The following is a 17,787-nucleotide window of genomic DNA, read 5'->3' as shown; positions in this document are numbered from 1 at the left end:
CAGTAACAACGAAAAGCACGCTTCGCGAACTTTTCATTGCCGCTCAATGGTAAAAGACCGCAGTTCCCGCATGGAGGAAAGCTCCTGCGCGGGGACTGCGGTCTTTTGCGGATTCTGCGGCTGTGTTATGTTTCATTTCCCAGAACGGGAATCGGCGTTTCATCCCTCTCATCCAGGTGGTTTAAGTAATATTTTGTATCCTTTGCAACGACGCCCGACAGGAGCAGGACCGCGATAATATTCGGGATTGCCATCAGCGCATTCAGCGTATCCGCTATATTCCATACGAGATCCAACTGGATTAGAGGGGCGATGATGAGAACCGACACCCACACCAGCCGGTAGGGGAAGAGCGCTTTTTTACCGAACAGATATTCCAGGCAGCGCTCGCCGTAGTAGGACCAGCCGAGGATGGTGGAGTAGGCAAAGGTGATAATTCCGATAATTAAAATCGGGCTGCCGATGTAGGCAATCTGGGAGAAGGCGGCCGTGGTCAGTTCGCCGCCGGAAAGGTTCGTTACGCTGATCGAATCGTTGCCGATAATGCTGCTGACCAGGACGAGCCCCGTCATCATGCAGACCACCACGGTATCCCAGAAGGTACCGGTCGAGGAGACGAGAGCCTGGCGCACCGGATTTCTGGTCTGGGCCGCCGCGGCTACGATAGGGGCGGAACCCATGCCGGACTCGTTGGAGAACAGGCCTCTTGCCATTCCGTAGCGGGCGGCTGTCATAATACCGGAACCCACCAGTCCTCCGGCGATGGAGGGCACCTCGGTAAATGCCGATTTTACAATAATCCGGATCGACTCGCCCAGATATTCTCTGTTTATAATCAAAATGATGACACATCCTACAACATAGAAAAATGCCATAAAAGGGACCAGGCGTTCGCAGACGCGGGCGATGGATTTGACGCCTCCGAATATGACGAGTCCGGTGACAAAAGCGACAATGATACCGATTGCCAGACTGATCATCCACGGGTTTTTATTAAGAGCCGCTGCCAGACTGCCGCTTCCGTTTTTCAGGATAGGGGACAGATTGGCGTCGATAACGCTTGCAATGGCGTTAACCTGAACGCCGCAGCCGATACCGAATGCAGTGAGGGAGGCCAGGGCGGCAAAAACGATACCCAGCCATTTCATATGTAAACCGCGTTCCAAAGCGTACATGGCGCCGCCGAGCATGGTTCCGTCTTTTGTCCTGACACGGTATTTCACCGCGATCAGGGACTCGGCATATTTGGTCGCTATGCCGAACACGCCGGTCAGCCAGCACCAGAGCACCGCGCCGGGGCCGCCCAGGGCAACGGCGGTTCCCACACCGATAATATTGCCGGTCCCAATCGTGGAGGCCAGCGCCGTCGTAAGGGCGCCGAACTGGCTGATGTCGCCGTGGGAGCCGGGATCTTTGGTGACAGAAAGCTTAATTGCGGTAAATGTCTTTCTCTGGATGAATCCGGTCCGGACAGTCAGAAAAATATGAGTTCCGAACAGGAGCACAATCATTGGGATTCCCCAAAGGTAGTCGTTGATCGTATTTACAACAGTATTGGCTAATTCCATATAATTCCCCCTTACTTTAAATCCTGTGACGATTCAATCTTTTCATGGCCACAAATAAATTTGTTTTCCAATTTACCATAATAAAGTGTAAAAATCAAGAGAAAGTTTCGTTATTTATAGAAGAGAGACAGACGGCAGATTGTCCCGGATCCTGTTACTGGAAATTGCGGGAGGCATAAAAAAGAGAAAAAAAGGCTATTCTTACATAAAAGAGAGTAAATCAGGAGGCGGTTTATATGAATAATGATTTTGAGATAGTCAGTGTCAAAGGACGGGAGATTCTGGATTCCCGCGGAAATCCCACAATAGAAGCGGAGGTTACCCTGGAAAATGGGGCGGTAGGACGTGCGGCCGTGCCATCCGGCGCATCCACGGGAAAATTTGAGGCGGTGGAACTGCGGGATCGCGACAACCGTTATCACGGCCTGGGCGTATCCACGGCAGCCGACCATATTGTAAATGCGATAGGAGAGACGGTCCTGTTTGAAAATGCCCTGGAACAGAGGAGAATCGACCGGCTTATGATAGAGGCGGACGGTACGGATAACAAGGAAAAACTCGGTGCAAACGCGATTCTGGGCGTCTCCATGGCTGTTGCAAGGGCGGCGGCCGATGGCCTTAAAATCCCGCTTTACCGTTATCTGGGAGGAATCGGAGCATCCACTCTGCCCGTTCCGATGATGAACATCCTGAACGGAGGCCGCCATGCGGACAATACCGTGGATCTTCAGGAATTTATGATCATGCCCACCGGAGCACCATGTTTTTCCGAGGGACTCAGAATGTGCTCGGAGATTTACCACACATTAAAGAAGGTGCTGAATGAGGGCGGATACAGTACGGCCGTCGGAGACGAGGGCGGATTTGCCCCCAATCTTAAAAATGCGGAGGAAGTCCTTGAGACAATCGTAAAAGCGGTTGAAAAGAGCGGCTATCATCCCGGCCACGATATTAAGATAGCAATCGACGCCGCTTCCAGCGAGCTTTACGACGAGGCCAGCGGACTTTATGTATTTCCGGGTGAGAGCGCCATGAACGGCCGCGAAATCCGCCGCACCGCAGGGGAGATGGTGGAATATTACAAGCGGCTCATCGGCAAATTCCCCATCTGTTCCATCGAGGACGGCCTGCAGGAGGACGACTGGGAGGGCTGGAAACGCCTGACGGACGAACTCGGTAAAAAAATTCAGCTTGTGGGCGACGATCTCTTTGTCACCAACACAAAGCGGCTCAGCAGGGGAATCGAGGAAGGCGTTGCCAACTCCATTCTCGTAAAAGTCAACCAGATTGGAACGCTGACGGAGAGCTTCGAGGCAATTGAGATGGCTAAAAAGGCGGGCTATACCACCGTTATTTCCCACCGTTCGGGTGAGACGGAGGATTCCATCATCGCGGATATTGCCGTTGCGGTGAACTCCGGGCAGATCAAGACGGGCGCGCCCTGCCGTTCGGACCGGGTGGCGAAGTATAACCAGCTCTTAAGAATAGAGGAAGAGTTGAAATAGGAGATGAGGACGCGGCCGGGAGGAACTTTGGACGGGATGGGGAGTGAGAGGTTATGAGCTTCAGTCCCGGGGGTGGTTTATGGCAGGGCGGGGGATGCGGGCAGAAAAGATTTCCTCCTCCCCCGCCGGGGATTTTTTCCTCCCACTTCCCCCTCGCCACACCCTGGAAACCGGGACCGAAGCCTTATCTAATCCTCTCGCTACCCCTTCCGCCATCCTACGGCAGAATCCTCACAGATCAACTAAAATAATAGTTGTCTTTCGAGGAAAAATATGATATGATACACTTGTTTGACTATAGGAGGTGTAAAAATGATAAGAGGTATTCTCACCTTTTTATTCGTTGCTATTTGTGTATTTTTATCAGTAGTAATCTTACTTCAGGAAGGTAAATCCGCAGGCCTGTCCGGTTCCATCAGCGGTATGGCAGACAGCTATTGGGGAAAGAATAAGAGCCGTTCCATGGAAGGAAAGTTGGAGAAGTTGACAAAATACGGCGCATTTCTCTGGCTTATTCTTGCTTTTGTATTGAACCTGAAAGTATTTTAATCCGGACACTCCTGGGAGCAGGGGTGTTCTTTTTCTTTATAGGGAAATATGGGGTTACTGTTCGAAGGCAGTATTCCGCGAGGTGTTTTTTGCAGGTGCATTTTTTTACTATAATTGTATGTTTGTGCATAAATTCCCGTATAATATAAAAGAAAACAGTAGAAACGTGGAGAAATAAATTGAAAATAAAAGATAAAATTAAAAAGAAATTAAAACCCGGTAAGAGAGCGGAACTAAAAAACGCCGGACCGGAAAAAAGAAGAAGCAGTGATCGGAATGAAAAGCCGGGGAGAAAGAGAGACGGCTATGAAAAAAGGGCCGGCAGTGAACCGTTTGAACCGGAGGATGCGGAAGAGTTTGAGAGAAGGAAAAAGGTAATCCTGGATCTGACGAACGATAAGAATTATGTTCCGATGAAAGTGAAGGAGCTGGCAATTCTTTTAGACATTCCAAAGGAAAAAAGAAGAGAGCTGAAGGCTGTGCTGGAAGCTCTGTTAAAGGACGGAAAACTGAGCCTTTCTTCCAAAGGAAAGCTTGGCAAGCCGGAGACCTTTGCCATTACGGGAACGTTCAGCGGGCATCCGAAGGGTTTCGGCTTCGTGACGGTGGAGGGAAGGGACAGTGATGTCTTTATCCCGGGAGACAGGACAAGGGGAGCCATGCACGGCGACAGAGTCCAGATCGTCATCGAGGAGGAAGAGGGCAGCAGACGCGCGGAAGGCTGCGTGATCCGCGTACTTGAGCATGCCAACGAGAGCCTGGTGGGAACCTATGAAAAGAGTAAGGGCTTTGGGTTCGTAATACCGGACAACCAGAAAATTTCAAAAGATATTTTTATTCCGCAGGGCAGTGATGCGGGCGCCGTCACGGGACATAAAGTAGTAGTGAAAATCAAGGAGTTCGGCGACGACAAGGGAAAGAAACCGGAAGGCGTCATTACCGAGATCCTGGGACACATCAACGATCCGGGAATCGATATTCTCTCCATTGTCCGAGCCTATGATCTGCCGGAGGAGTTTCCGGAGCAGGTGATGGAACAGCTTAAGACGATCCCGGATGAAGTGATGCCGGAGGAGCTTTTGGCAAGAAAGGATTTAAGGGCCTTAAAAACCGTTACAATCGACGGTGAGGAGGCAAAGGATCTGGACGATGCGATTACCCTCGTAAAGAAGGAAAACGGGTATGAGCTGGGAGTCCATATTGCCGATGTCAGCCATTATGTAAGGGAACATACTCCGCTGGACACGGAGGCCCTTAAGAGGGGAACGAGCGTCTATCTGACGGACCGCGTCATCCCGATGCTGCCGCACAAGCTTTCCAACGGCATCTGTTCCCTGAACCAGGGGGAGGACCGTCTGGCTTTGAGCTGTCTGATGGAAATCGACGATAAGGGTATGGTAGTCGGACACGAGGTGGCGGAGACTGTAATCCGTGTAGACAGGCGTATGACCTATACGGCCGTTAATGCCGTTATCACGGACCGCAATCCGGAAGCGATGGAAGAGTACAGGGAATTTGTCGGGATGTTTGACCTGATGAAGGAGCTGGCCGATATTTTGAGGAACAGGCGCCACAGCCGCGGTTCCATTGATTTTGACTTCCCGGAGAGCAAGATCATCCTGGATGAGAAGGGTCACCCCGTAGAAATCAAGCCGTATGAGCGCAATGCGGCCACCCGTCTGATTGAAGATTTTATGCTTCTGGCCAATGAGACGGTAGCCGAAGACTATTTCTGGCAGGAAGTGCCGTTCCTTTACAGAACCCACGATAAGCCCGATGAAGAAAAGATGAAAAAGCTGGGCACTTTCATCAACAATTTCGGATATACACTCCGTATGCCGAATGGGGAAGTGCATCCCAAGGAAGTACAGAAGCTGCTTGACAAGGTGGAAAATACACCCGAAGAAGCGCTGATCAGCCGCCTGACGCTCCGTTCCATGAAGCAGGCGAAATATACGACCCTGAATTCCGGTCATTTCGGCCTGGCGGCAAAATACTACACGCATTTTACATCTCCCATCAGAAGGTATCCGGACCTGCAGATTCACAGGATTATCAAGGAATGCCTGTGCGGAAAGCTGGACGACAGAAGAGTTTCCCACTTCGAGAAGATTCTTCCCGAGGTGGCGGTTAAAACTTCGGCTCTTGAAAGAAGAGCGGATGAGGCGGAGCGTGAGACCGACAAGATGAAAAAAGTCCAGTACATGGAACAGTACATCGGACAGGAGTTTGACGGCGTTATTTCCGGCGTGACAAACTGGGGCTTCTATGTGGAGCTGCCGAGCACCGTGGAGGGGCTTGTGCATATCAATGAGCTGCGCGACGACTATTACCTGTTTGACGAGCTTCACTATGAACTGATCGGTGAGATGACGAGAAAGACGTATAAACTGGGTCAGCCGATCCGGGTGCAGGTTACGGGCTGCGACCGGTTTGCAAAGACCATCGACTTTATTCCGGCAGGCAATGTGAATACGGCGAAGTAGGGGATCGCCGGCTTCACGGCCGAAAGACCGGGTAAAACAGGAGGATAACAAAAACAATATGGGTAAAGAGAGCATTAAGATGATTGCCAACAATAAGAAGGCATATCATGATTATTTTATCGATGAAAAGTATGAAGCAGGGATCGAGCTTTACGGGACAGAGGTAAAATCGCTGCGTATGGGGAAGTGCAGCATTAAGGAGTCCTTTATTAAAGTGGAAAATAACCAGGTCTATGTCTATGGAATGCATATCAGCCCTTATGAGAAGGGAAACATTTTTAACAAAGACCCGCTGCGCACCAGAAAGCTTCTGCTTCATAAGCTGGAAATCAGGAAAATGCAGTCAAAGATTAAGGAAAAGGGTTATACCCTGGTTCCGCTGCAGGTGTATTTTAAGGGCAGCCTTGTGAAGGTGGAGGTAGGCCTGGCAAGAGGTAAGAAACTTTACGACAAGCGCGACGATATCGCCAAGAAGGATGCAAAACGTGAGATCGAGAGGGAATTTAAGGCAAGAAATAACTAGCCGCCCCCATTGACAGACGTTTTGGAACATGATAAGATAATGGAGCATAAAACCCTTTAAAGGGGCAGTACCGGTTTCGACAGGGATCATGCAGCTGGTGAAGCTATCCGCATGCGATGCGTTAAATGGCAAACTTAAAATTAAACGCTAACAATAATAAATTAGCTTACGCAGCCTAATTCGGCTGTTGTCAGCCTTAGAGCACTCACACTTTAAGAATCTGGCATCGACTATGTGAGAAACGATGGCGGGAGGGTTCCGGACCGTCAGACGTATTAGGATCTACTGAAGTCCTGAGGATGTTCGTTTCCGCAGGATAGAGGGAATGTCAAAGAACGGACTACGATAGTAGAAGAACAGGGAATTGGTTTTTGGACACGGGTTCAACTCCCGTCTGCTCCATGCAAAAAGCACCGTATTTACGGTGCTTTTTTTGTGCCGTGTTGTATTCTGTGTTGCACGGACGGACAGCAGCGGCCTACATTTCCTGAATCAGCATCCGGTTCTCTGTGCTTTTCCCCCAGGCCTCAAGAGCCAGCTCGTAAGTACTCTGGACTTTCTGGTCGAGGATTTTGATGTCTTTCCTGAGCGATAACTGCCCGGCTTTTAAAGAAGCCGTATCGCTTGCCAGTTTGTCGAGTCCTGATTCGACACTGTCCATCCGTTGTTCAACGCTGTCCATTCTGTGATCCAGGTCTTCTACCTTCTGCTCCAGGTTTGCCACTCTGGTATCAAGAATTTCAAGCCTTTCGTTAATTCTGTTGAAACCGGCTTCCATCCGTGTTTCCAATGGGGCGATTAATCCCGCAATGGCTTGGATATCTTCTTTCGTTAAACTCATTTGAAAACCTCCTTTGCGAAGTGAAGCCTCTCCATGTACCTGTATCTCCTGTTATCCAGTCTAGCACACAGGGGATTGGTTGTCCAGCGTTACATTTTACAAAACAGAAAGGAAAAAGTAAGAATCCCCGGAGGATTTTCTGGTAAAATATAGCTGTGCTGGAAGAAATCATTAGAACCTGCAAGGCCTGGCAGAAAAGGAAAAATGGCCCGCAGGCGGATAAACACAGACAGGAAGGCGGAAAGACAATGGAAGTAAAGGAAAAACGGAGTGATTTAAAAAATATCCGCAGACGGGTGCCTGCAAAGAGACTGGCTTCTCTGCTGCTTGCGGCAGTGTTTGCGGTAATGGGAGCCATGACGTCCCTGGCCGGACCGGCCGGTGACAGCGGGACTGCCGTCCAGTCGGGCGAGCTGAGAGGCGTCTGGATTTCTTATCTGGACTGGAATAAGTGGCCGAAGGATTACAGCGGATTTAAGAATGCGGTGGATTCTACGATGGATATAAGCGTCCAAAACGGAATGAACGCGGTCTTTGTCCAGGTGAGGCCGGACGGCGACGCCATGTATCCGTCCAAATATTTTCCATGGTCTAAGTTTGCTTCGGGACAGCAGGGAAAGGATCCGGGATATGACCCGCTTGCTTATGTGGTCCAGTCGGCTCACCAGAGAGGCCTGAAAATCCATGCCTGGGTCAATCCGTACCGGATAACGGGATATCTGAACCGTTACAGTGATCTCAGCAGCAGCAACCCGGCCGTCGCCTGGGCGAACGACGGGGATCCGGCCAACGACAGATGGGTTCTACTGCACCAGGGAGAGTATTATTACAATCCGGCGGTGCCGCAGGTGCGCCAGATGGTGATAGACGGCGTGAGGGAGATCGTCGAGGGCTACGATGTGGATGGAATCCATTTTGATGATTATTTCTATCCGGGCGTCAACGACGGAAACGTAGATCTGTGGTTTGACAAACCGGAATACCTGGCCTCCGGCAGCGGAAGAAGTATCGCAGACTGGCGGCGCGACAACGTAAACCAGCTTGTGAGAGGCATTTACAGTACGATCAAATCCATTAAACCAGGCGTGGTATTCGGTATCAGCCCGGAGGGGTATTTAAAGAATCTGCGTTCCGATACGAGACTGTTCTCAGACATTGATACATGGATGACTCAGCCGGGGTACATTGATTATATTATGCCTCAGATATACTGGGGATTTGAGGCGAAGTCGGGAGGCCAGACGGCTCCGTATGCATACTCCAACTGCCTGAAAGACTGGATTGAGCTTAAAAAGAAGGGCAATGTGACCCTCTATGCGGGGCTGGCCCTCTATAAGACGGGAACCGATGCAAAGGATGGAAATGAAGTGCCGGAATGGCTCAGATATAATGATATTATGAGACGCCAGGTGCTGGAAGGAAGAGGAACCGGCCAGGTGAGCGGCTATTGTTTCTATGACTTCAGTTCCCTGACACGGGCGGCAGCAGCGGCGGAAGTCGCTAATGTTACGGCTCTGTTCCGTTAAACAGTTTTACTGTGTGGAACACACGCTCTGTGAAATTTTCATTGCCAACCGATAAAAAAGCGCGCTATAATGACAAAATACAGTTATTATGGCGCGCTGCTTTATGGATGGCGTCGGTCTGTGCGCTGAACGTTCAGGCTGCCGCTGCCTATGCCGATGAAGGCGGCAGCGTTTCTGGAGGCGGAAGATGAATACGGATAAGAATGACTTTTCACAGGGGAGTGTGGTAGGAAATATTATGAGCCTGGCCGTGCCTATGACGCTGGCACAGCTCATCAATGTACTCTACAACATTGTAGACAGAATTTATATAGGAAGGATACCGGAGAATTCGACGCTTTCCCTGACCGGAATCGGCCTTTCCCTGCCGATTATAACGATGGTGATTGCGTTTGCCAATCTGTTTGGAATGGGCGGGGCGCCGCTCTGCTCCATCGAAAGGGGCAGAGGCAGGCTTGAAGAAGCGGAAAAAATCATGGGAAATTCATTTACCATGATGGTGATATCGGGGATTCTGCTGACCGTTCTGGGGCTGATATTCAGGCGGCCCATGCTCTATCTGTTCGGAGCCAGCGATTCCACCTGGCCCTTTGCGGATGCCTACATCACAATTTATCTGCTCGGCAGTCTTTTTGTGATGGTCGGGCTTGGGATGAACAGTTTCATCAATTCACAGGGATTTGGAAAGATTGGAATGATGACGGTTCTTCTGGGGGCGGTATCCAATATTATTTTAGATCCCATCTTTATTTTTGTCTTCCACATGGGAGTGAGAGGGGCGGCATTTGCCACGATTATCTCGCAGTTTCTGTCGGCGGTTTGGATTGTCAGGTTTCTGACGGGAGAAAAGACGATCCTGAAGCTCAGGCGATCCTGTCTTAAGCTGGAGCTGAGAAGAGTCAAGTCGATTGTAGGGCTGGGACTTTCCGGATTTACAATGGCTATTACGAACTGTACGGTCCAGATTATGTGTAATGCGACGCTGCAGGCCTACGGCGGCGACCTCTACGTCGGAGTTATGACCGTCATCAATTCCGTGCGGGAGGTGGCATCGCTTCCCGTCTCGGGAATCACCCAGAGCGCACAGCCGGTCCTTGGTTTTAACTACGGTGCCGGGGAGTACGAGAGGGTTAAAAAAGCAATCATTTTCACATCGGTGGCGGCCATCATTTATACGGTCGGAATCTGGAGCCTGATCCATGGATTCCCGGAGCTGTTTATCCGTATATTTAACAAGGACAGGGAATTAATAGAAGCGGGCATTCCTGCGCTCCGGCTCTATTTTTTCGGTTTTTTTATGATGTCGCTCCAGTTTTCTGGGCAGGCTATCTTTGTAGGGCTTGGAAAATCGAAAAATGCCATTTTCTTCTCTATTTTCCGGAAAGTGATTATTGTGGTGCCGCTCACCATCATGCTGCCGGGTGTTTTTCATATGGGAACATCGGGCGTTTTTGCGGCGGAGCCGATTTCTAATTTTATCGGCGGAATTGCCTGCTTTGGAACCATGCTTCTGACCATCTGGCCGGAGCTTACGAGGATGCAGCGGGTGAAAGAAAGGGGAAAAAGCAGTGGAATTCAGAATTGAGAAGGCGGAGGCCGTTCATGCGGAGGAAATAGCGGAACTGATCCGTACAGTCTGGGAAGCGATGGAGAACCTGGAATGGTTTGTGCCCGATGACGCCCGGTTTATAAGGGAGGTTCTGACATCGGGACGCGGATTTGTTCTCAGGGCGATTGACCCGGAAAGCGGCAGGACGGCTGGAATTATGGATATCCTTACGCCGGGGCTTGAAAGAGAAAATCTGGGCTATGACGCAGGCTTTTCGGAAGAACAGCTTTTGAAAACGGCCCATGTGGATTCTGTTGCCATCCTGCCGGAATACCGCGGGAGGCATCTGCAGGCATTGCTGATGGAGGCGGCCGAAAAGGAGCTGCTCCTGGCCGGATACCGGTACATTATGTGCACGGTCCATCCCGACAACCGTTTCAGCCGCGGCAATATGCTCGGGCAGGGTTATAAGGCGGTCTGCAGAAAAGAAAAATACGGCGGCCGGCTCAGGGATGTCATGATGAAAGAGATCAGGTAGAGGCTTGACAAATCGTCCGCGGGTGTTATAATCAAACGTAAATCAACCATATTGTTAACACGTTGAGAAGACCAGTAAGACAGGAGAGCTGTCCAGAGAGAGGCATATGCGGTGGAAGTGCCTTACAGAGCGAGTGTCCCAAAACCAGCTTCGAGTGTCCCTTAATCGGGAACGGTGATTCCGTTATCATCATAATTGAGAGGTCCGGGCAGAACCATAGTCCGGTCAATCAGGGTGGAACCGCGATAAATTCGTCCCTTGATACGCAGAAGTGTGTGTCAGGGGACTTTTTTGTATCATAAAAATGATACAAAAAGCCCTCCGGGCAGGATGCGCACTCGTGCGAAGATGTAATATGCCGCTATGCGGCCGCACTCGGCGCGCGAGTCCGGTGGACCGGACTCTTTATTATATCATAAAAATGATACAAAAAAGCCCTCCGGGCAGGATGCGCACTCGTGCTAAGAGGCAGTGTAAATTAAGAGAGGAGAAATAAATATGAAAATCACATTAAAAGACGGCTCTGTGAAGGAGTATGAATGTGCGATGGCAGTCATTGACATCGCAAAGGATATCAGCGAAGGCCTGGCCAGGATGGCCTGTGCCGGGGAAGTGGACGGAGAGGTTGTGGATTTGCGCACGGTGGTTGACAGGGACTGTTCCCTGAGCATCCTGACGGCCAGAGACGAGAACGGTCTGGCGGCGCTCCGCCACACGGCCAGCCATGTGATGGCGCAGGCGGTAAAAAGGCTGTATCCCGAAACAAAGCTGGCAATCGGACCGTCTATTGCCGACGGCTTCTACTATGATGTGGATCCGGCTGTTCCTCTGACGGCGGAGGATCTGCCGAAGATCGAGGCGGAGATGAAAAAAATTGTGAAGGAAGGCCTGGAGCTTAACCGGTTCACACTTCCCAGGGAGGAAGCAATTGCCCTCATGAAGGAAAAAGAGGAGCCGTACAAAGTGGAACTCATCGAGGATCTGCCGGAAGGCTCCGAGATCAGCTTTTACCGTCAGGGAGAATTTACGGATCTCTGTGCGGGCCCTCATCTGATGAACACAAAGGGAGTCGGCAAGGCATTTAAGCTGATGAACCTGGCGGGAGCCTACTGGAGAGGCAGTGAAAAGAATAAGATGCTGACACGTATTTACGCGACGGCTTTTGCGTCCAAGGAAGAGCTGGAAGGTTACATCACAATGATGGAGGAGGCCAGGAAGAGGGATCACAGAAAGCTCGGCAGAGAACTCGGCCTTTTTATGATGCATGATGCAGGCCCCGGATTCCCATTCTTTCTTCCAAAGGGAATGGAGCTTAAGAATACCCTGCTTGAGTACTGGAGAGAAATCCATAAAAAAGCAGGCTATGTGGAGATTTCAACCCCGGTCATCTTAAACAGAAAGCTCTGGGAGACTTCTGGCCACTGGGATCACTATAAAGATAATATGTATACAACGGTAATTGACGAAGAAGATTATGCCATTAAACCGATGAACTGTCCGGGCGGAGTTCTTGCCTATGCGTCCGAGCCGCGTTCCTACCGTGATCTGCCTCTGCGCATGGGAGAGCTGGGCCTGGTACACCGCCACGAGAAATCGGGCCAGCTCCATGGCCTGATGCGCGTGCGCTGCTTTACACAGGATGACGCCCATATTTTCATGACACCGGATCAGATTAAGGATGAGATTAAGGGTGTTGCCCATTTAATTAATGAAGTGTATTCGCTGTTCGGCTTTAAATACCATGTAGAGCTTTCCACCAGACCGGAGGACAGCATGGGAAGTGATGAAGACTGGGAGATGGCGACGGAAGGACTTCGTTCCGCCCTCGATGAACTGGGACTCGATTATGTGGTGAATGAGGGAGACGGAGCATTCTACGGACCGAAAATCGATTTCCATCTGGAGGATTCCATTGGAAGAACATGGCAGTGCGGAACCATCCAGCTCGATTTCCAGCTTCCGCAGCGGTTTGAACTGGAATATACGGGAGCGGACGGCGAGAAACACAGGCCAATCATGATTCACCGCGTGGCCTTTGGTTCCATAGAGCGGTTTATCGGGATTCTGATTGAGCATTTTGCGGGAGCATTCCCGACCTGGCTGGCGCCTGTGCAGGTGAAGGTGCTTCCAATCTCCGACAAGTATTCCGAATATGCGGGCAAAATTTCGGATCAGTTAAATGAGGCGGGAATCAGAGCCGAGATGGACACACGTTCCGAGAAGATCGGCTATAAAATCCGTGAGGCCCAGACACAGAAGGTTCCGTATATGCTGGTAGTAGGCCAGAAAGAAGAGGAAGAGGGCAATGTTTCCGTGAGAAGCCGTTTTGCCGGAGACGAAGGCTCCAAGAGTCTCGACGCATTTATCTCCGATATCCAGAAAGAGATTAAGTCAAAGGAAATCCGTAAAATGGAGACGTCAAAATAAAAATAAGCAGTGCGCTTTAAAACTAAAAAAGAATATTTTGTCTGTGACGGCACATACTAAGCCTGTATCTGAATTACTGTCCGAAAGGATGTAAAGAGACGGTGAAAAGAGAGCTTTGCCGGTTTTTCGCCGTAAACAACGAAACAGGAGGAGCACGTCATGACAAAATTGGATTGTAACGTAACGGGATGTCTTCATAACTCTGAAAACTGCTGCTGTAAAAACGCAATCGTCGTAGAGGGCCAGTCCGCACATGAGAAATGTGATACATGCTGCGGCAGCTACGATGAGAACAAGGGCGGAATGTTCCGCAACATGTTCAAAACACCGGAAAACAGACTGGAAGTAGAGTGTGAAGCCGTAAACTGTGTATTCAACAAAGATCGTTTCTGCGAGGCCGAGCATATCGGTATCACAGGCGGCGACGCAGTCGAGGCACAGGGCACGGAGTGTTCCAGCTTCAAGGCAAGATAACAGGTTTCCTTCCATTAAGAACGGAAACCACGCATCTGCACAGGAGCCGGGGAAAACGGAAATAGTCTTTATTAGACGTCCGGTTTCCCCGGCTTTTAATAATTCAGCCATCGATAAGATCGCCGCTGGTGATGGCCGGCTCCTGTAGCTGACGGACGGGGCCGCTCCCTCCCCGGTCTTCAGTCCCGGCGATAACCTGCCCGGGGGAAGGAGGGAGAAAACTTTCCGAAGGAGACATTGGAATCCGCCGGTGCTTGTTTAAGTTTCTCACGAAGCTGGCATCCGCTGTGCATTCCACAAGCGGGAGCGGGTCCCCGCAGGAATTTTTTCTCCCGGATTCCCCCTCACTACGTCCTCACAGCCGGGACTGAAGACTCATCCAACCACTATGCCACCCAGTCCGCCATCTTACAGAGGCGTCCCCGCATTTCAACTAAAAAAATAGTTGACATTTTAAAACTCTTGTAGTATAGTTACTTAGGTTGTGAGAATACTTACAACATATACAGGAAAGCAGGTATCCGCCTCACCCCGGCACGAGCAAGTGACCGTGGGTTCATAATTTATCGAAAATTCCTTAATTGGATTTCCTATTATGATAAGTGGATAGTCTGGCTGTCCGCTTATTTTTTGCAGTATATAAATATTATTCATCATGTGATGGGGGTGCACGACTATTAGCGATTTAATGATTAACGAACAGATTAGAGACAGAGAGGTTCGTTTGGTTGGCGAGAACGGAGAGCAGCTTGGAATCATGCCTGCTAAAGACGCTTTAAAACTTGCAAAGGATGCAGAGCTTGACCTGGTAAAGATTGCTCCGACAGCTAAGCCGCCGGTCTGCAAAATTATCGATTACGGTAAATACAGATACGAGCTGGCTAGGAAAGAGAAAGAAGCCAAAAAGAAACAGAAAGTAATCGATGTTAAAGAGGTACGATTGTCACCGAATATCGATGATAACGACTTAAACACCAAGACCAATGCCGCACGTAAGTTTCTTGAAAAGGGCAACAAGGTGAAGGTTACACTGCGCTTCAGAGGTCGTGAGATGGCTCATATGTTCAAGTCAAAGTACATTCTTGACGATTTTGCAGAAAAGCTCGCTGATATCGCAACGGTCGATAAGCCTGCAAAAGTTGAAGGAAGAAGCATCGTATTGTTTTTATCTGCAAAACGTTAAAATAGACAAATATCTAAGGAGGAATTTTACTATGCCTAAAATGAAAACAAGCAGAGCTGCTGCTAAACGTTTTAAAACAACAGGAACAGGAAAGTTAGTAAGAAATAAAGCTTACAAATCCCACATCTTAACTAAGAAATCGACTAAGAGAAAGAGAAATCTTAGAAAAGACATCGTTACCGACGCAACAAACAGCAAGGTAATGAAGAAGATTTTACCATACTTATAAGATTCGAGGATTAAGAAGGAGGAATTGACTCATGGCAAGAATTAAAGGCGGATTAAACGCTAGAAAGAAACATAATAGAGTATTAAAACTGGCAAAGGGCTACAGAGGTGCCCGTTCCAAACAGTATAGAGTAGCAAAACAGTCCGTAATGAGAGCATTAACAAGCTCCTACGCAGGACGTAAAGAGAGAAAGAGACAGTTCAGACAGCTCTGGATCGCACGTATCAACGCAGCAGCACGTATCAACGGCTTATCCTACAGCAAGTTCATGTACGGCTTAAAGCTGGCTGGTGTTGAGATGAACCGTAAGGTATTATCCGACATGGCAATCAGCGACGCAGAAGGTTTTGCTAAACTGGCAGAACTGGCTAAAGCAAAATTAGCATAATTCGGATATCAAAGCAAAATAAGTAACCGAAACATTTTATCATCCTGGTAAAGTGTTTCGGTTTTTTTATACGCGAAAGCGTAAAATCACTTTAATACACAGGACGTTTATGATATAATGTGCGCAATGCGGACATTATATCATGCGCATGCAGATTTCTGCGCTTGCCGCAGAAAGTCTGGCGCTGAATTCCGTCGGAGACTCATATTCACGAAGTGAATATGATATAATGTGCGCAATGCGGACATTATATCATGCGCATGCAGATTTCTGCGCTTGCCGCAGAAAGTCTGGCGCTGAATTCCGTCGGAGACTCATATTCACGAAGTGAATATGATATAATGTGCGCAATGCGGACATTATATCATGCGCATGCAGATTTCTGCGCTTGCCGCAGAAAGTCTGGCGCTGAATTCCGTCGGAGACTCATATTCACGAAGTGAATATGATATAATGTGCGCAATGCGGACATTATATCATGCGCATGCAGATTTCACTTGGCGTTACGAAGGGGGATTACTATGAAGAAAAATATAGCTGCGGCAATTCTGTCATTCAGCCTGATTATGACCGGCTGTTCGGGTGCCGCGTCGGTTGATACGGTAAAAAACAGCGATCCGGTGGATATTACAATCTGGCATTATTACAATGGCTCACAGAAGGCGGCCTTTGACGATCTTGTCAATGAATTCAACGAGACGGTGGGGAAAGAAAAGAACATTTATGTGGAAGGACACAGCAAGGGCAATGTCTCGGAGCTGGAGAATGCGGTTCTGGCATCGAGTAAGAAGGAAGTGGGCAGCGATGAGATGCCCGGCATCTTTTCTTCCTATGCGGATACGGCATATGAGCTTGAGAAGGAGGGGCTTCTGGCGGATCTCTCCCCGTACTTTACGGAGGAAGAGCAGAATTCCTATATGGATGCCTACATAGAGGAAGGAAAAATAGGGGTAAACGGCGAACTCAAGATTTTCCCGGTGGCCAAATCCACGGAAATCATGATGATGAATAAAAATGTCTGGGATGAATTCTCAGCGGAAACAGGGGCGTCTCTCGACGACCTGAAGACAAAGGAAGGCGTCGTCGGAGTCGCCGGGCTTTATTACGACTGGACGGACGCTAAAACGCCCGGCATAGCGAATGACGGAAAGGCTTTTTACGGCAGAGACGCTGTTGCCAATCTTTTCATTGTCGGCTCCATGCAGTTGGGAGTCGAAATTTTTCATGTGGAAAAACAGAAGGTGACGCTTCAGATTGACAGAGATGTTTTTAAAAGAATCTGGGACTGCTATTATGTTCCCTTTGTAAAAGGATACTTTGCGGCTTACGGACGCTTCCGCTCCGATGATGTCAAGATCGGGGAGCTGATCGCTTATACGGGCTCCACCACATCGGCAGGATATTTCCCGGATCAGGTCGAGGTGGGGGATTCCATCACGCCAATCGGCTGTATCGTACTTCCCGTCCCCGGATTTGAGGGAGGGAAACCATATATTGTCCAGCAGGGAGCGGGAATGGTTGTGACAAAGAGTACGCCGGAGAAAGAAAGCGCCGCCTGCGAATTCCTCAAATGGTTTACCGACGCGGAGAAAAACACGGAGTTCAGTTGTTCTTCCGGCTATCTTCCCGTCAAGAAAGACGCCGGTGACATAGCGGTGCTTGAGAAAGTGATGGCGGACAAGCAGGTGAGCATGCCTGAAAAAGAATACGATACGCTTACGGAGGCCTACAGAGCCGTTAAGAGTAATGACCTCTACACCAACAAGGCTTTTGACGGCGGCAGCAAGGCCAGAAAGATTCTGGAATACGATCTTTCCGATAAGGCCGTTGCCGACAGGGAGCAGGTAAAGGCTCTTCTGGCAGAAGGTTTAAGCCTTGAGGATGCGGTGAAGGACTATATTTCCGAGGAATCCTTTGACTTATGGTTTGATTCGGTGAAGCAGAAGCTGGAAGCTTGTGTGGATGAGACCGGAACGGACCGGGAGGATGGCTCCAAATAAT

General features: G+C 49.5%; 15 protein-coding genes and 1 other RNA gene. 14 read left to right on the top strand and 2 right to left on the bottom strand.

What is annotated here, in order from left to right; genetic code table 11:
* Positions 1–125: 125 nt before the first annotated feature.
* Positions 126–1,568, bottom strand: a complete 1,443-nt coding sequence (locus tag QZT18_RS12805) for a sodium:alanine symporter family protein (RefSeq protein ID WP_294148390.1) — start codon at positions 1,566–1,568, stop codon at positions 126–128.
* Positions 1,569–1,804: 236 nt separating this feature from the next.
* On the opposite strand from QZT18_RS12805, the gene eno reads away from it, so the two are divergent.
* From eno to ssrA, 5 genes are all read left to right on the top strand, one after another.
* The gene (gene eno / locus QZT18_RS12800; RefSeq protein ID WP_294148389.1) at positions 1,805–3,073 is read left to right on the top strand and encodes a phosphopyruvate hydratase; all 1,269 of its coding nucleotides are present in this window, start codon (positions 1,805–1,807) and stop codon (positions 3,071–3,073) included.
* A 312-nt stretch (positions 3,074–3,385) separates the two neighbouring features.
* Complete coding sequence (gene secG, locus QZT18_RS12795) at positions 3,386–3,622, top strand: preprotein translocase subunit SecG (protein ID WP_294148388.1); 237 nt, start codon at positions 3,386–3,388, stop codon at positions 3,620–3,622.
* 179 nt (positions 3,623–3,801) lie between these two features.
* On the top strand, positions 3,802–6,108 hold the full coding sequence (gene rnr, locus QZT18_RS12790; protein ID WP_366925876.1) for a ribonuclease R: 2,307 nt from the start codon (positions 3,802–3,804) through the stop codon (positions 6,106–6,108).
* Between the two features lie 58 nt (positions 6,109–6,166).
* Entirely contained in the window at positions 6,167–6,631 is a 465-nt protein-coding gene (smpB, locus tag QZT18_RS12785; protein WP_294148387.1) for an SsrA-binding protein SmpB, read from the top strand.
* A gap of 61 nt (positions 6,632–6,692) precedes the next feature.
* Positions 6,693–7,036: a transfer-messenger RNA gene (ssrA, locus tag QZT18_RS12780) on the top strand.
* 73 nt (positions 7,037–7,109) lie between these two features.
* Here ssrA and QZT18_RS12775 read toward each other — a convergent pair.
* Positions 7,110–7,472: a hypothetical protein gene (locus tag QZT18_RS12775; RefSeq protein WP_294148386.1), complete on the bottom strand. Its 363-nt coding sequence runs from the start codon at positions 7,470–7,472 to the stop codon at positions 7,110–7,112.
* 248 nt (positions 7,473–7,720) lie between these two features.
* Here QZT18_RS12775 and QZT18_RS12770 point away from each other — a divergent pair, with 248 nt between their 5' ends.
* The 9 genes from QZT18_RS12770 to QZT18_RS12730 all read left to right on the top strand — a co-directional run bounded on the left by QZT18_RS12770 (position 7,721) and on the right by QZT18_RS12730 (position 17,786).
* Entirely contained in the window at positions 7,721–8,998 is a 1,278-nt protein-coding gene (locus QZT18_RS12770; protein WP_294148385.1) for a glycoside hydrolase family 10 protein, read from the top strand.
* 187 nt (positions 8,999–9,185) lie between these two features.
* Positions 9,186–10,583, top strand: coding sequence for an MATE family efflux transporter (locus QZT18_RS12765; RefSeq protein ID WP_294148384.1), 1,398 nt, complete (start codon positions 9,186–9,188; stop codon positions 10,581–10,583).
* Positions 10,567–11,085 (top strand): GNAT family N-acetyltransferase, encoded by a 519-nt coding sequence (locus QZT18_RS12760; RefSeq protein ID WP_294148383.1) that lies wholly within the window; start codon positions 10,567–10,569, stop codon positions 11,083–11,085. The genes QZT18_RS12765 and QZT18_RS12760 overlap by 17 nt, the downstream gene beginning before the upstream one ends.
* A gap of 498 nt (positions 11,086–11,583) precedes the next feature.
* Positions 11,584–13,512, top strand: coding sequence for a threonine--tRNA ligase (gene thrS / locus QZT18_RS12755; protein ID WP_294148382.1), 1,929 nt, complete (start codon positions 11,584–11,586; stop codon positions 13,510–13,512).
* Positions 13,513–13,671: 159 nt separating this feature from the next.
* Entirely contained in the window at positions 13,672–13,986 is a 315-nt protein-coding gene (locus QZT18_RS12750) for a DUF1540 domain-containing protein (RefSeq protein WP_125140759.1), read from the top strand.
* A 688-nt stretch (positions 13,987–14,674) separates the two neighbouring features.
* Positions 14,675–15,169, top strand: a complete 495-nt coding sequence (gene infC, locus QZT18_RS12745; RefSeq protein WP_125140758.1) for a translation initiation factor IF-3 — start codon at positions 14,675–14,677, stop codon at positions 15,167–15,169.
* Between the two features lie 31 nt (positions 15,170–15,200).
* Positions 15,201–15,398, top strand: coding sequence for a 50S ribosomal protein L35 (gene rpmI / locus QZT18_RS12740; protein WP_022358435.1), 198 nt, complete (start codon positions 15,201–15,203; stop codon positions 15,396–15,398).
* A 31-nt stretch (positions 15,399–15,429) separates the two neighbouring features.
* Positions 15,430–15,786, top strand: a complete 357-nt coding sequence (rplT, locus tag QZT18_RS12735) for a 50S ribosomal protein L20 (protein ID WP_227033709.1) — start codon at positions 15,430–15,432, stop codon at positions 15,784–15,786.
* Positions 15,787–16,307: 521 nt separating this feature from the next.
* Positions 16,308–17,786, top strand: coding sequence for an extracellular solute-binding protein (locus QZT18_RS12730; RefSeq protein ID WP_294148381.1), 1,479 nt, complete (start codon positions 16,308–16,310; stop codon positions 17,784–17,786).
* Position 17,787 lies beyond the last annotated feature (1 nt).

Origin of the sequence: uncultured Clostridium sp. (genome assembly GCF_900547735.1) — a bacterium.
GTDB lineage: Bacteria > Bacillota > Clostridia > Lachnospirales > Lachnospiraceae > Otoolea.
Note: the sequence above shows the minus strand (reverse complement) of the source record. Positions and strands in the feature narration are given on the sequence as shown.

What these genes read in the sequence shown, in the direction of transcription:
- QZT18_RS12805 (WP_294148390.1), bottom strand. Translation starts at nt 1,568, where the DNA reads ATGGAATTAGCCAATACTGTTGTAAATACGATCAACGACTACCTTTGG.
- eno (WP_294148389.1), top strand. Translation starts at nt 1,805, where the DNA reads ATGAATAATGATTTTGAGATAGTCAGTGTCAAAGGACGGGAGATTCTG.
- secG (WP_294148388.1), top strand. Translation starts at nt 3,386, where the DNA reads ATGATAAGAGGTATTCTCACCTTTTTATTCGTTGCTATTTGTGTATTT.
- smpB (WP_294148387.1), top strand. Translation starts at nt 6,167, where the DNA reads ATGGGTAAAGAGAGCATTAAGATGATTGCCAACAATAAGAAGGCATAT.
- QZT18_RS12775 (WP_294148386.1), bottom strand. Translation starts at nt 7,472, where the DNA reads ATGAGTTTAACGAAAGAAGATATCCAAGCCATTGCGGGATTAATCGCC.
- QZT18_RS12770 (WP_294148385.1), top strand. Translation starts at nt 7,721, where the DNA reads ATGGAAGTAAAGGAAAAACGGAGTGATTTAAAAAATATCCGCAGACGG.
- QZT18_RS12765 (WP_294148384.1), top strand. Translation starts at nt 9,186, where the DNA reads ATGAATACGGATAAGAATGACTTTTCACAGGGGAGTGTGGTAGGAAAT.
- thrS (WP_294148382.1), top strand. Translation starts at nt 11,584, where the DNA reads ATGAAAATCACATTAAAAGACGGCTCTGTGAAGGAGTATGAATGTGCG.
- QZT18_RS12750 (WP_125140759.1), top strand. Translation starts at nt 13,672, where the DNA reads ATGACAAAATTGGATTGTAACGTAACGGGATGTCTTCATAACTCTGAA.
- infC (WP_125140758.1), top strand. Translation starts at nt 14,675, where the DNA reads ATGATTAACGAACAGATTAGAGACAGAGAGGTTCGTTTGGTTGGCGAG.
- rpmI (WP_022358435.1), top strand. Translation starts at nt 15,201, where the DNA reads ATGCCTAAAATGAAAACAAGCAGAGCTGCTGCTAAACGTTTTAAAACA.
- rplT (WP_227033709.1), top strand. Translation starts at nt 15,430, where the DNA reads ATGGCAAGAATTAAAGGCGGATTAAACGCTAGAAAGAAACATAATAGA.
- QZT18_RS12730 (WP_294148381.1), top strand. Translation starts at nt 16,308, where the DNA reads ATGAAGAAAAATATAGCTGCGGCAATTCTGTCATTCAGCCTGATTATG.